At 65.7% G+C, this 14,061-nt stretch carries 9 protein-coding genes; 2 read left to right on the top strand and 7 right to left on the bottom strand.

All coding sequences use genetic code 11. The features are described 5' to 3' along the window. Nucleotides 1-67: 67 nt before the first annotated feature. Entirely contained in the window at nucleotides 68-2,413 is a 2,346-nt protein-coding gene (locus FUT88_RS05610; RefSeq protein WP_147214164.1) for a patatin-like phospholipase family protein, read from the bottom strand. Between the two features lie 271 nt (nucleotides 2,414-2,684). Here FUT88_RS05610 and FUT88_RS05605 point away from each other — a divergent pair, with 271 nt between their 5' ends. Both FUT88_RS05605 and FUT88_RS05595 read left to right on the top strand, forming a co-directional pair. Further along, on the top strand, nucleotides 2,685-4,361 hold the full coding sequence (locus FUT88_RS05605; RefSeq protein ID WP_147214163.1) for an L-lactate permease: 1,677 nt from the start codon (nucleotides 2,685-2,687) through the stop codon (nucleotides 4,359-4,361). A gap of 483 nt (nucleotides 4,362-4,844) precedes the next feature. Next, nucleotides 4,845-6,677, top strand: coding sequence for an ABC transporter ATP-binding protein (locus tag FUT88_RS05595; RefSeq protein ID WP_147214162.1), 1,833 nt, complete (start codon nucleotides 4,845-4,847; stop codon nucleotides 6,675-6,677). A gap of 3 nt (nucleotides 6,678-6,680) precedes the next feature. Here the strand turns inward: FUT88_RS05595 and FUT88_RS05590 are convergent, their stop codons facing one another. The 6 genes from FUT88_RS05590 to FUT88_RS05565 form a co-directional block, all read right to left on the bottom strand. Beyond that, nucleotides 6,681-8,000, bottom strand: coding sequence for an MFS transporter (locus tag FUT88_RS05590; protein WP_147214161.1), 1,320 nt, complete (start codon nucleotides 7,998-8,000; stop codon nucleotides 6,681-6,683). A gap of 47 nt (nucleotides 8,001-8,047) precedes the next feature. After that, entirely contained in the window at nucleotides 8,048-9,430 is a 1,383-nt protein-coding gene (locus FUT88_RS05585) for an amino acid permease (RefSeq protein ID WP_147214160.1), read from the bottom strand. 241 nt (nucleotides 9,431-9,671) lie between these two features. Beyond that, nucleotides 9,672-10,217, bottom strand: a complete 546-nt coding sequence (locus FUT88_RS05580; protein WP_186829244.1) for a chromate transporter — start codon at nucleotides 10,215-10,217, stop codon at nucleotides 9,672-9,674. Further along, the gene (locus FUT88_RS05575) at nucleotides 10,199-10,771 is read right to left on the bottom strand and encodes a chromate transporter (protein WP_147214158.1); all 573 of its coding nucleotides are present in this window, start codon (nucleotides 10,769-10,771) and stop codon (nucleotides 10,199-10,201) included. Before FUT88_RS05575 ends, FUT88_RS05580 begins: the two co-directional genes overlap by 19 nt. Before the next feature lie 4 nt (nucleotides 10,772-10,775). Then, a complete protein-coding gene (gene parC, locus FUT88_RS05570) occupies nucleotides 10,776-13,118 on the bottom strand; it encodes a DNA topoisomerase IV subunit A (protein ID WP_147214157.1) in 2,343 nt (780 codons plus the stop codon). A gap of 49 nt (nucleotides 13,119-13,167) precedes the next feature. Then, entirely contained in the window at nucleotides 13,168-14,058 is an 891-nt protein-coding gene (locus FUT88_RS05565; protein ID WP_147214156.1) for a lytic transglycosylase domain-containing protein, read from the bottom strand. Nucleotides 14,059-14,061: the final 3 nt, after the last annotated feature.

Raw genomic sequence — 14,061 nt, 5'->3', positions numbered from 1 at the left:
CGAAGCGCGCATTGCCGCCGCGCGCGCGCAAGCCTGCTGCCGCCTGCTGCGGTTTCAGAACGTCAGGTCAGAAGACGCGGCCGAGCTGCAGGTACACGTTCCACACGCCCTGCGGCGCCACCGCAAAACCAAAGTACAGCGGCCCGATCGGGCTGTTGCCGCCAACGAATACGCTGCCGCTCTTCAGGTAAGGGCCCCGCCCGAAGTTGTTGCGCAGCTGCCAGACGTTGCCGGCCTCCGCGCTGGCGCCGAACACCGGCGCGCGCAGGCCGAGCAGATCGTCGATGCGCAGGTCGTACAGGTAGGTCAGGCGGCCGTACAGCATGTACTGGCCGTTGAACTGATCCTGCGCGTACGCCGAAAGGTGCTGGAAGCCGCCCAGGAAGAAGCCTTCGTTGGCGCCATTGCCCGTGTTGCCGCCGTTTTCCCGCGTCGGGCTGTTGACGCCAAACTGGCCGGCGCCCTCCAGCGCCACATTGAACGTGTGGCGGCCGTAGCTCGTCGCCCACAGGCCCTTGGCCTGGGCGGTGTTGAACTTCTTGTCGAGCGATCCAAAACCGGCTTCCACGCTGCTGTAGAAGTAATAGCCGCTGCGCGGAAACAGCGGGTCATCCAGTTGGTCCAGCGTCAGCTGCGCGCGGAAGGCCGGCTGCTTGGCGCGCAGCGTCGGCAGATCCAGCGCCCCTTCGTCCGTCAACGCCAGATAGTTGAACGCCGCGCTCTTGCTCATGTAGTTCACGCCCAGCCGCAGTTCGCCCTTGCGGCCGAGCGGAATGCCGAGGTCGACGCCGGCACGCGCGGTCTCCATGGTGATGCTGTTGAACGCCTTGGCCTCCTTGGTCGGCGCCTGGTCGTCAAAGTAGAGGTCGAAGCGGCGGCGCGAATACTCGGCATACGGCGCCACGTAGAACCCGCGCGCCTGCCAGAGCGGCTGGCGCAATTCGGTATGGATGCTCGCCCGGTTGCTGCCGAGCACGATGTCATTGCGCCATTCCAGCCCGCTCTGCGTGAGCCACGGATACCGGTGGCCGAGATTGACGTTGAACGCGCCGCGCCCGTCGAAGTTGGTCGACATGCCCAGCCCGAACAGGAAGAACTGGTTGCCCCAGGACTTTTCACGGGCGTCGATCTTCAGCGTATGCACGCCGTTCTGTTCCACCAGTTGCTGCGTCACGGTTTCGAAGTCGCCCGTGGTGGCCAGCGCCGACAGTTCGCGATTCAGCGCCTCGGCGTCATATGCGTCGCCTTCGCGCACCTTGATCAACTGGCGCACGCGCGCGGGCGGCACACGGCCGCTGGTGGTCACATCGATGGCGTCGATGCGCGCGCCGGCCACCAACGTGCCCTGCGGCTCGTGGGCAGCGCGGTACGCGGCATACGCCTGCGGCGAGAGCGACAACGTCGCGAGCTTCGCCTCCGCGCCCTGCGCCGCGCGCTCCCCCTGCCGCACACCCTGCGGGCCCTTGGCGAAATCGGTGAATGAAAGCTCCGAGAGCTGCGGCTCGATCAACACATCCTTGCCGCGCAGCAGCGCCTTTTGCGCCCGCACGTTCTGGCCGACGAGGATGGTGATCATTTGCTGCGTCACCGCCGCCGGCGAGGTCAGATCTTCCGGCCGCTGCAAATCCGACCCGATGTTGACCGCGATGATGATGTCCGCGCCCATGTCGCGCGCGAGCTGCACGGGCAGGTTGCTCACCAGGCCGCCATCCACCAGCGTGCGGCCGCCCACTTCGATGGGCGCGAACAGGCCGGGCACCGCCATGCTGGCGCGCATGGCCAGCGGCAGCGAGCCGTGGTCGAGAATCACCCCGTCGCCCGTGGCCAGATCCGTCGCCATGGCCTTGAAGGGAATCTGCAGGTGCGAGAACGCGATGTTGTCGGGCCACTGCGCCGTCCAGTTCTTGAGCAGCGCAAGCAGGCGGTTGCCCTGCACCAGCCCGGTGGGCAGCTTGAGCCTGCCGTCGCCATAGCCGGCGGACAGGCCGATCGGATACTGGAAATCATCCTCGCGCAGCGACTGCGGCAGCTTGGCCCGATCGTTGCGATCGAAGGCGATGTCGCTCAGGTCCACCTGCGAGAGCTTCTGCTCCAGCGCGTCCGCACGCATGCCGCTGGCGTACAGGCCGCCCACCACGGCGCCCATGCTGGTGGCGGCAATCACGTCCACGGGAATGCGCATGCGCTCCAGCATCTTGAGCACGCCGATATGCGCATAGCCGCGCGCCCCGCCGCCAGAGAGCACCAGACCGATACGCGGCCGCGTCGCTTCTGCATTCGGTTGCGTTGGCGCTGCCGCATTCTGGCCATGCACGGCGGGCGACAGCATTGCCATTGCCGCAAACGCGGTGAGCACGGCGGTAGCCAAACGGGCGCCGCGGCGGCGAGACAGGAAGGCCGTCAGAGAAGCCATGGATGGAAGGCGAATTGGGGTGGGTGCGGGTTGGGTGGGCTGCGCTGCAGGCGCAATGATTCCACAACCCGGATTTACCCGGTGCAATTGCGCACCCCGCGCCATACCACGCGCCAGCGCCGATGAATACTTTTCAGGGCGAAAGTGACAGAATATTGCCGGGACCCGGACACGCTTGTTCCTACAATCCGCGTTTGCCCCTTAAAAAAGGGGCGACAGAAGACGTTCGGTATCGAGAAGAACTGAAACGCCCAAACAGGAGGAGATCAAGATGTGGAATCAAGTCTATGACCCGCTCGGCAGTGCCGTGTGGTCGACCATCGCAGCCGGGATACCGGTAGCGGTGCTGCTGTGCTCGCTGGCGTTCTTCCATATGCAGGCGCATCTGGCCGCGGGCCTGGCGCTGATTGTCGGGGTGGGCATCGCCTCGTTCGTGTTCGGCATGCCGACCGCAATGGCCGGCAAGGCAGCGGGCCTGGGCATCGTCTCCGGCCTGTTCCCGATTGGCTGGATCGTTCTCAACATCATCTTCCTGCATCGGCTCACCACCTTGAACGGGTCATTCAAGGTCTTGCAGAGCTCGATTTCCGGCATTACCGAAGACCGCCGCCTGCAACTGCTGCTGGTGGCGTTCAGCTTTGGCGCGTTCTTCGAAGGCGCCGCGGGCTTCGGCACGCCGGTGGCCGTCACGGGCGCCATCCTGATCGGCCTGGGCTTCTCGCCGCTGGCCGCGTCTGGCCTGGCACTCATCGCCAACACCGCGCCGGTGGCCTACGGCGCGCTGGGCGCCCCGCTCATCGGGCTGGCTTCCGTTACGGGGCTGGACTTGCTGCAGCTCTCCGCCATGGTCGGCCGCCAGTTGCCGTTCTTCTCGGTGCTGGTGCCGTTCTGGCTGATCTGGGCGTTCGCGGGCTTCCGCGGCATGCTGCAGATCTGGCCGGCGATCCTGGTGGCGGGCGTGTCGTTTGCGATTCCGCAGTTCCTGGTGTCGAACTTCCACGGCCCGTGGCTGGTGGACGTGATTGCGGCGCTGGTGTCGATGGGCACGCTCACGCTGTTCCTCAAGGTGTGGAAGCCCAAGACGATCTGGACGTCGACCGCCCTGCGCAACCGTGAGGACAACTCCCGCGTCGACCCCGAAGCCGCCGCCGAAGCCCGCGAAGCCACCACGGCCACCAACGGCAAGATCACGCGCGTGCAGGCATGGCTGCCCTGGGTGATCCTCACGGTGTTTGTCTTCATCTGGGGCGTGCCGCAGTTCAAGGCATTTGCCGACGGCCTGTGGGCCTACAAATTCGCCATCCCGGGCCTCGACAAGATGGTGCTCAAGGGCCCGCCGGTGGTGCCCAAGGTGATTGCCGAAGGCGCGGTGTTCAACTTCAACGTGCTGTCGATGGCGGGCACGGGCATCCTGGTGTCGGCCCTCGTGGGCGGCCTGCTGATGGGCTACTCGCTGCCGCGCATGCTCAAGGAGTACTGGAACACCATCAAGCTGACGCGCTATTCGCTGCTGACGATCTGCGCGATGTTCGGCATCGGCTACCTGACCCGCTACTCCGGTCTGGACGCCACGCTGGGCCTGGCCTTCGCCCACACGGGCGTGCTGTACCCGCTGTTCGGCACGATGCTGGGCTGGCTGGGGGTGGCGCTGACCGGCTCGGATACGGCATCGAACGTGCTGTTCGGCGGCCTGCAGAAGACCACGGCCGAGCAGCTTGGCCTGTCGCCGATCCTCATGTCGGCGGCCAACAGCTCGGGCGGCGTGATGGGCAAGATGATCGACGCGCAGTCCATCGTCGTGGCGTCCACGGCCACCAAGTGGTACGGCCACGAGGGCGACATCCTGCGCTACGTGTTCTTCCACTCGCTGGCGCTCGCCTTCCTGGTGGGGCTGATGATTACCCTGCAGGCCTATGTGGAGCCGTTCACGCGGATGGTGGTGCACTGAGCCCCCGCTCCCGACGGAACCCGAAAGCCGCTCAACCGAGCGGCTTTTTTCATGCGAAGCCGACACGTCGAGCGAAAAGCCTCGCACGTCGGGTTCCGAACTCCAGCGTCGGAGCAAAAAGCCTCATACGTCGAGCTCTGAGCTCCACTCGCCGAGCAAAAAGCCTCACCCGTCGAGCTCCGAGCTCCACCTGCCGAGCAAAAAGCCTCGCGCATCGAGCTCCGAGCTCCACCTGCCGAGCAAAAAGCCTCGCGCGTCGAGCTCTGAGCTCCAATCGCCGAGCAAAAAGCCTCGCGCGCCGAGCTCTGAGCTCCAACCGCCGAGCAAAAAGCCTCACGCGTCGAGCTCCGAGCTCCACTCGCCGAGCCCTGCACGCCGTAAGCCACCCCGCCAACAAGGGCACTTTCACGCGCGTATCATGGGCAGCTCTTCCGCGCACGTCCCGCCCTGGGGCGTCGGTCTCCTCTTCACCCCCGACCCGACATGCTGCTGCGCCGCCTGGAAAAGCTCATCGATCCGTTCCGTCCCCTGCCCGACACACAGCCTCCAGCCAACGTCTGGCGCTTCTACGCCTACTTCCTGCGCGAAGTGCGCGGCGTGTTCGCGTTCCTGCTCGTCGTCGGGTTGCTGGGTGCGCTGATTGAAGTCGCGCTGTTCGACTTCCTGGGCCGCATCGTCGACATGATCCAGGCGACACCCGGCCCCGCCTTCTTTGGCCGCCACCGCAACGAACTGCTGTGGATGGCCTTTGTGGCGCTGATCGCGCGGCCGGTCATCTTCGGGCTGCACGACGTGCTCGTGCATCAGGTCATCAACCCCAACCTGTCGAACCTGATCCGCTGGCAGAACCACCGCTACGTGCTCAAGCAGAGCCTGACGTTCTTCCAGAACGACTTTGCGGGCCGCATTGCCCAGCGGATCATGCAGACCGGTTTTTCATTGCGCGATTCCGCCGTGCAGTCCGTGGATGCGCTCTGGCATGTGGTGATCTACGCGATCAGTGCGATGGTGCTGTTCGCCAAGGCCGACTGGTGGCTCGTGGTGCCGCTGCTGGTGTGGATTGGCTGCTACGTCGCGGCGCTGAGCTACTTCGTGCCGCGCGTGAAGGCGCGATCGGTCATCGCCACGGAGTCGCGCTCCAAGCTGATGGGCCGCATCGTTGACGGCTACACCAACATCACCACGCTCAAGCTGTTCGCGCATACGCAGCATGAAGAAAGCTACGCGCGCGACGCCATGGCCGAGCAGACGGACAAGACGCGCCTGTCAGGCCGGATGATCAGCGGCATGGATTTCACCATCACGGCCATGAACGGCCTGCTGATTGTCGGCACATCGGCGCTCGCGCTGTGGCTGTGGAGCGAGGGCCGTGTGAGCGCCGGCACCATCGCGCTGACGACGGGGCTGGTGATCCGCATCAACAACATGTCGGGCTGGATCATGTGGGTGGTCAACGGCATCTTTGAAAACGTCGGGCAGGTGCAGGACGGCATGCAGACCATCGCGCTGCCGCGCGCCGTGATCGACCAGCCCGATGCCAAGCCGCTGCACGTGACGCGGGGCGAAGTGCGCTTCGAGCACGTCGGCTTTCACTACGGCAAGGGCAGCGGCGTGATCGAAGGGCTGGACCTCGTGGTGCGCCCTGGCGAACGGATCGGCCTGGTCGGCCCGTCGGGTGCGGGCAAATCGACGCTGGTCAACCTGCTGCTGCGCCTGTACGACGTGGAGCGCGGCCGGATTCTTGTCGATGGTCAGGACATTGCAGCCGTGACGCAAGAGAGCCTGCGCGAGCAGATCGGCATGGTCACGCAGGACACATCGCTGCTGCATCGCTCCATTCGCGACAACCTACGCTACGGCAAACCCGACAGCACCGAGGCCGAGTTGATGCAGGCCGTGCACCGTGCGCGCGCCGACGAGTTCATCCCGCAGCTGTCCGATGTGCAAGGGCGACGCGGCTTTGATGCGCTGGTCGGTGAACGCGGGGTGAAGCTGTCGGGCGGTCAGCGGCAGCGCATCGCGATTGCGCGCGTGCTGCTCAAGGACGCGCCGATCCTGATCTTGGACGAAGCCACGTCCGCGCTGGATTCGGAAGTGGAAGCCGCCATCCAGGAAAGCCTGGAAACGCTGATGCAGGGCAAGACCGTGATTGCCATCGCGCACCGGCTCTCGACCATCGCGCGCATGGACCGGCTGGTCGTGCTCGATGGCGGGCGCATCGTCGAGAGCGGCACGCACGCGGAGCTGCTGGAACACGGCGGCCTGTATGCGCGGCTGTGGGCGCACCAGACCGGCGGTTTCGTTGGTGTGGACTGAGCGTTACGACAGGCGGCGGCCGAGCGTCTCGGGCACCATCGCCAGCCCGATCAGCGAGATCAGGCCGCAGCCGATCACGTAGAACGCCGGCGCGTTGGCGTTGCCCGTGAGGTGGATCAGCTCGGTCGAGAAGAACTGCGCAAAGCCGCCAAAGATGGCGATGGCCACGCAGTAGGCAATCGACAGCCCCGTGGCGCGCAGCCGCTGCGGCAGCACCTCGCTCACCAGCACCATGGATGCCGGCGAGGTCATCGACATCGGCACCGACAGGCAGCCGACCACGATCAGCAAGCGGGCGAGCGATGGGTCTGCGTTGATGAGTGCGAAGGCCGGATAGATCATTGCCAGCAGTGCAACACGCGACCACAGCACGACCTTGCGGCGCCCGACGCGGTCGGCCAGCCGGCCGGCGAACGGCGACAGCACCACCTGCACCAGCGCCGCAATGCACGCCGCCCAGATGCCCAGCGACAGCGGCATGTGCAGCACGCTCACGGCGTAGTTGCTGAGGTAGTAGACGATGATGTACGTGGACGACGCCACGCCGATCATCAGCAGGATGCTGGCGACCAGCGCACGACGGTGTTCGCGCAGCAACGGCAGCGTGGCGTCGGCTTCGCGCGTGCTGGGCGGTGCGGCGGTTTCCTCCAGGCGGCGGCGGATGATCAGGCCGACCGGGATGACGAGAATGCCGATGACGAACGCCAGGCGCCAGCCCCACGACTCCAGCGCCGTAGGCGCCAGCACGTTGCTCAGCAGCAGGCCGACCAGCGCACCGAACAGCGCGGCCAGCCCCTGGCTGAACGGCTGCCAGCTCGTATAGAAGCCGCGCGAGCGGTCGTCGGCGTATTCCAGCAGCAGCGCAGTCGAAGCGCCCATCTCGCCGCCGATGGCAAAGCCCTGCACCAGCCGCGCCAGCACGACGAGCATGGGCGCGAGGATGCCGATCTGGGCGTAGGTGGGCGTGACGACAAAGACGAGCGAGGACAGGCCCATCAGCCACAACGTGAGCGCCACGGCGGGCTTGCGGCCTGCGCGATCGGCGTACATGCCGATCAGCAGACCGCCGAGCGGACGCATCAGGAAGCCCACGCCAAACGTGGCGAACGACATCAGCAACTGGCCGGTCGCATTGCCGACGGGAAAGTACAGCCGGCCGATCAGCGTGGCGAAGAAGCTGTAGACCACGAAGTCATAGAACTCCAGGCCGTTGCCGATGGTGATGGCGGCAATGGCCCGCGTGCGTGACAGCGGTTGCGTGTGGACGGTCGCCTGCGCGCCGGCGCGGCCGGCGTACGACGGAGCAGAGGTGTGGTTCGACATGGGTTGTCTCCGGAACTCGTCTTCTTATTTGCGGGGGCGGGCCGGGCTCACGCCCCGCTGGCCTCTTCGGCCAGAACGGCCGCTGCGTTGGGCTTCACCCGCAGATACCATGCGGCCGACATGAGCAGCACCCAGCCTGCGCCAACGTACAGCGCCACGCGCGTGTCTTCCATGGTGCCCAGCACGCCGATCACGAACAGCATGAACGCGATGGCAAGGGCCGGCCCCACGGGCCACAGCGGCACCTTGAACTTGAGCGCACGCACTTCTTCGGCCGACAGGCGACGGCGCATCGCCACCTGAGACAGCAGGATCATCAGCCAGACCCACACGGTGGCGAACGTGGCGATCGACGCGATGATCACGAAGACGTTCTCGGGAATCAGGTAGTTCAGCACCACGCCGCACAGCAGCGCGCCAGCCATGAACAGCACCGTCACCCAGGGCACACCGTGCCGCGACGTGGCGGCAAAGATGCGCGGTGCCTGGCCCTGCTCGGCCATGCCGTACATCATCCGGCCCGCGCCGAAGATGTTGCTGTTGATGGCCGAGATGGCGGCCGAGATGACGATGAGGTTCAGGATGGCCGCCGCAGACTGGATGCCCAGTCCGGAGAAGATCTGCACGAACGGGCTGCCCTGGCCGTCGATGCCCGTCCACGGGAAGATCGCCATCAGCACACACATGGTCAGCACGTAGAACAACAGGATGCGCGCCGGCACGGCGTTGATGGCCTTGGGGATGACCTTGTCGGGGTTCTGCGCCTCGCCGCCGGTGATGCCGATGATCTCGACGCCGCCATACGCGAACATCACCACGGCAAACGACGCCACGAGGCCGCCCACGCCGTGCGGCAGGAAACCGCCGTGCGACCAGAGATTGCTCAGGCCCGACGCATGCTCGCCGTTCATCTTCACACCGAGGAACAGGATGACGGTGCCGCCAACGATCATGGCGCCGATCGCCACGATCTTGATCAGCGCGAGCCAGAATTCCATCTCGCCGAACACCTTGACGTTGCAGAGGTTGAGGCCGCAGATGAGCATGACGATGCCGAGCACCCAGATCCATTGCGGGACCTCGGGAAACCAGAAGCCCATGTAGATGCCGAAGGCGGTCACGTCGGCCAGGCAGACGATCACCATTTCGAGGATGTACGTCCAGCCGGTGAGAAAGCCGGCGAGCGGGCCAAGGTTGTCGCGCGCATAGCGCCCGAAGGAGCCGGAAACCGGCTGGCGCACCGCCATCTCGCCGAGCGCGCGCATGACCATGTAGACGGCCGCGCCGCCGATGATGTACGCGAGGATCACGGCCGGCCCGGCCAGCTGGATGGCCGACGCGGAGCCGTAGAAAAGGCCCGTGCCGATGGCCGAACCGAGCGCGAGAAAACGGATATGCCGCGCGCGCAGGTTGCGTTGAAGGTGTTCCAAACTGTCTCCTCTTTATGTCGGCGAGATTGCCTGCGGGGTCGGTCCGGGCTCGACGCATGGGTCGATCGGACGCGAAGCCATATACAGACAACATCACGTATCCATATATGTTGTTGTATATACATTATCGATGGCATTGGGGTATTCCCGAGGAACAGTGCCGCGCATGTGCCGCAAGGCGCCCAAAGAAAAAGGCGGACACGTGTCCGCCTTGGATTTCGCTAGCCCTGCGGCACCGGCGCTACACCCAGCCCATGCCGCCGACCAATGCCCCCAGTCCCACCAGCACCAGCGGGTGGACGCGGGTGAAGGTGCACGCCACGACCGTCGCCACGGTCAGCGCGATGGTGCTGAAACTGCTGTCTGCGCCGCGTGCGAGCACCCAGCCGGTGGAGAACAGCAGGCCGATCGTGAGCGGTGCGAGGCCGCGACGGACCAGCGCAATCCAGCGCGCATCGGGCTTGCGGTCCATGACGCGCGCGATGACGGCAGCGATCACGCACGACGGCCCGCAGATGCCGACCAGCGAGGCAATCGCCCCACCCAGACCCGCCGCCTGCCAGCCGAACAACTCTACGAACAGCACGTTGGGGCCCGGCGCCGCCTGCGAGATGGCATACATGGCGCTCAGCTGCTCGCTTGTCATGTAATGCCGCGTGTCGACCAAGAAACGGTGCATGTCGGGCAGCGTCGAGCTGGCCCCGCCGATGGCGAGAAACGACAGCACGAGAAAGTGCCAGAACAGGTCGAAGACGGTGGTGAGGTAACTCATCGCATCGCCCACCATTCGAGCAGGAGCGCGAGCGGAATCAGCACCAGCATGACGGGCAGCAACGGCCACTGCAGGACGCCAATGGTGAGGAAAACCGCCAGGCCGATGCCGAGCGCGCGCCAGGTGCGCGACTGGCCCTGCGCCAGCTTCACGGCCGTTGAGAGCACCAGCCCCGCGGCCACCGCCGCCATGCCCTTGAGTAGGTTCTGCACCACCGAGAGCGCGCTGAAGTGGTCGTACAGCATGACGATCAGCAACAGCACTACGGCAGGCGTGAGTACCAGACCGGCCATTGCAGCGGCGGCGCCGCGCACCCCGTGAAAGCGGTAGCCGAGCATCACCGAAAGGTTGACCACATTCGGACCGGGCAACACTTGGCCCAGGCTCAGCAGTTCAGCGAACTCGGTGTTGGAGAGCCAGCGGTTGCGATCGACAATGCCGGCGCGCGCAAAGGGCAGCACGCCGCCGAAGCCCGACAGGCCCATCCGCGCAAACTCGGTGAAGAGTTTGCTGCAGGACGGGATGTTTGCTGCGATGTTGGCTTCAGGCGCGGCGGTCGGATCGCTCATGGATTCAGGCGGCGTCCGGCGCGGGCTTGGGCAACGAGAGCTTCGGATCGCGCAGCTTGGGCTCCAGCGTCTTGCCCTTGCGTGCGCGCTTGCCGGCGTACGGCTCTTGGGCACGCGTCGTCAGGGTCTGCTCGACCGCCTTGCCGCCGCGCGGACCGGTGCCCGAGAGCACAAAGCCCGCTGCGCCGAAGGCCACCGCCTGGAGCAGCGATTCGTTCTTCTCCAGCTCCATCAGGATCACGCCACGGCCACCGCTGGCGAGCGTCTTCAACTCGCTGATCTGGAACAGCAGCATGCGGCCGCCTTCGGACAGGCACGCCACGCCGTAAGCGTCTGCCGGCACCGGCGCCGGTTTGTTCGGTTGATCGCCCTCGTCCAGCGTCAGGAACGCCTTGCCGGCCTTCTGGCGGCCGACCATGTCGCCCACCTTGGCGAGGAAGCCGTTGCCGCCGCGCGTGGAGATCACCAGGTTCTGTTCGGCATGGCCCGCGAAGGTGTGGGCGATGTGCGTGCCCGGTGCGAGTTCGATCAGCGTCGTCAGCGGCACGCCGTCACCACGGCCGCCAGGCAGGTTCGCCACGGCCACGGAATAGACGCGACCCGTCCCCTTGTCGTCGCGCGTGCCGAAGATCAGCAGCGCATCGGTGGTGCGGCATTCAAACGTGTCGTACAGCGTGTCGCCCGCCTTGAAGGCGAACTGCGTGGCATCGTGGCCATGGCCCTGGCGCGTGCGCACCCAGCCCTTCTGCGAGACGATCACCGTGACGGGTTCGTCGACGACCTTCACTTCGGCAGCGGCACGGCGCTCTTCCTGGATGAAGGTGCGGCGGTCGTCGCCGTATTGCTTCGCGTCGGTTTCGATCTCCTTGATGATGCGACGGCGCATCATGGTTTCCGACTTCAGCAGCACGTCCAGCTCGCCCTGCTCTTCGCGCAGGTTCTTCAGCTCCTGCTCGATCTTGATGGCTTCCAGGCGAGCCAACTGGCGCAGGCGGATTTCCAGGATGTCTTCGGCCTGACGATCGCTCAGGTTGAAGACCTGGATCAGCGCGGCCTTGGGCTCCTCGCTCTCGCGGATGATGCGGATCACGTCCTCAATGCGCAGCAGCACCAACTGACGGCCTTCGAGGATGTGGATGCGGTCTTCGACCTTGCCCAGACGATGGCGCGTGCGGCGCGTGACCGTGGCGAAGCGGTAGGCGATCCATTCGCGCAGGATCTCGGCCAGGCCCTTCTGGCGCGGCCGGCCATCCGTGCCGATCATCACCAGGTTGATGGCCGCGCCCGATTCCAGCGATGTGTGCGCCAGCAGCGCGTTGGCAAATTCCTGCTGGTCGATGTTCTTGCTCTTGGGCTCGAACACGAGGCGCACCGGGGCGTCCTTGCCGGACTCGTCGCGCACGGCATCGAGCAGGCCCAGCATGGTCTGCTTCATGGTGAGCTGATCCGGCGACAGCGATTTCTTGCCCGTGCGGACCTTCGGGTTCGTCAGCTCTTCGATCTCTTCCAGCACCTTCTGCGACGAGGTGTTGGGCGGCAACTCGTTCACCACCAGTTGCCACTGGCCGCGCGCGAGTTCTTCGATCTTCCAGCGTGCGCGCACCTTCAGGCTGCCGCGACCGCTCTCGTACACCTGCGCAATGTCGGTTGCGGACGAGATGATCTGGCCGCCGCCCGGGAAGTCCGGGCCCGGCATGTACTGCATCAGGTCGGTGCTGGTGAGCTTGTCGTCGCGGATGAGCGCCACGGTGGCATTTGCCACTTCGCGCAGGTTGTGCGACGGAATCTCCGTGGCCATCCCCACCGCGATGCCCGATGCGCCGTTGAGCAGCACGAATGGCAGGCGCGCCGGCAGCAGCTTCGGCTCTTCCATCGAGCCGTCGTAGTTCGGGATGAAGTCGACCGTGCCCTGGTCCAGCTCTTCGAGCAGCAGGCGCGAGATGGGCGTGAGGCGCGCTTCGGTGTAGCGCATCGCCGCTGCGCCGTCGCCGTCGCGCGAGCCGAAGTTGCCCTGGCCGTCGATCAGCGGGTAACGCAACGAGAAATCCTGCGCCAGGCGCACCAGCGCGTCGTAGGCGGATTGATCGCCGTGCGGGTGATATTTACCGAGCACGTCGCCCACCACACGCGCCGATTTGACGGGCTTGGCATCGGCGCGCAGGCCCATCTCGTGCATCGCAAACAGGATGCGGCGCTGCACCGGCTTCTGGCCGTCGGCCACCTCGGGCAGCGCGCGGCCCTTGACCACGCTGATGGCGTAGTCGAGGTAAGCGCGCTCGGCATAGGCGCCAAGCGTGAGCACTTCGGCCGGCTCGCTGGGGTCGAAGAGGATGTCTTGTTGTTCCATGGAGGCTCAAGCGAAAGCGGCGCGCTTCAACGTGGCGGCGCCGCCAGGATCAATGTTGGGGGAGGTTCGTGGCCACGCCGGTGGCCGGGTCCAATACGAGTTCGATGCGTGCGGGCCGGCCCGTGCGGCCCGGCTTGCGCGTGGCGATGACGCCGTTGCCGCTCACGTTCATCAACCCGGGCACGGCGGCGACCGGGTTGTAGTAGCGATAGAACTGCAGCACCGTCTTCACATAGTTCTGTGTCTCGGCGTAGGGCGGAATGTCATTGCCGTGCTTCTGCACCGCGCCCTCGCCGGCGTTGTACGCGGCCAGCACGAGTTCGAGGTTGCCCGAGAACATGCGCAGCAGATCGCTCAGGTAGCGCACGCCGGTCGTGATGTTGGTCTTGGGGTCGGCCAGCTTCTGCGCGGCGGTGCGGCGGGCGTCGCCTGTCACGCCGTAGCGCGCGCCGGTGTCTGGAATCACCTGCATCAGCCCGATCGCGCCCTTGGGCGACACGGCCTGCGGGTTGAAACCGGATTCGGCGGCAATCACCGCCTTCACCAAAGCGGGGTCGATACCGTGCTTGCTGGCGGCCTGGCGGATCAGCGGTTCCACCGTCGGCACGTTCGGATGTTGCAGCACCGCGCGCACCAGGCGCTGGCGCATGCCGGCAGCGTTGTCGAGTGCATCGCGCTTGCTGGCGTTGAGATAGGCGTCGGCATCGGGCAGCTCGGTCGCCGGCAGGGCGATGGCGCTGTCGTCCTTCGCCTTGTCGTCGCCCTTGCCCGCCACTGCGGCGCCTTTCATGAACAGCACGTAGCGATCGTCCAGCCGTTCGGCAGCGAAATGCGCGAGACCGTTTTCATCGATGTAGCCGTAGACGTCCGCGCGCGCCGGCTGGCTGGCCAACAGGGCCAGCGCCGTCAATGCGAATGCGAAACGTACGGAAAGCTTCATCGT

This window comes from Ralstonia sp. TCR112 (assembly GCF_007997035.1).
GTDB lineage: Bacteria > Pseudomonadota > Gammaproteobacteria > Burkholderiales > Burkholderiaceae > Ralstonia > Ralstonia edaphi.
Note: the sequence above shows the minus strand (reverse complement) of the source record. Positions and strands in the feature narration are given on the sequence as shown.

Coding starts and splice junctions, on each gene's coding strand:
- FUT88_RS05595 (WP_147214162.1), top strand. CDS start 4,845: ATGCTGCTGCGCCGCCTGGAAAAGCTCATCGATCCGTTCCGTCCCCTG.
- FUT88_RS05565 (WP_147214156.1), bottom strand. CDS start 14,058: ATGAAGCTTTCCGTACGTTTCGCATTCGCATTGACGGCGCTGGCCCTG.
- FUT88_RS05610 (WP_147214164.1), bottom strand. CDS start 2,413: ATGGCTTCTCTGACGGCCTTCCTGTCTCGCCGCCGCGGCGCCCGTTTG.
- FUT88_RS05575 (WP_147214158.1), bottom strand. CDS start 10,771: ATGAGCGATCCGACCGCCGCGCCTGAAGCCAACATCGCAGCAAACATC.
- parC (WP_147214157.1), bottom strand. CDS start 13,118: ATGGAACAACAAGACATCCTCTTCGACCCCAGCGAGCCGGCCGAAGTG.
- FUT88_RS05590 (WP_147214161.1), bottom strand. CDS start 8,000: ATGTCGAACCACACCTCTGCTCCGTCGTACGCCGGCCGCGCCGGCGCG.
- FUT88_RS05580 (WP_186829244.1), bottom strand. CDS start 10,217: ATGGTGGGCGATGCGATGAGTTACCTCACCACCGTCTTCGACCTGTTC.
- FUT88_RS05605 (WP_147214163.1), top strand. CDS start 2,685: ATGTGGAATCAAGTCTATGACCCGCTCGGCAGTGCCGTGTGGTCGACC.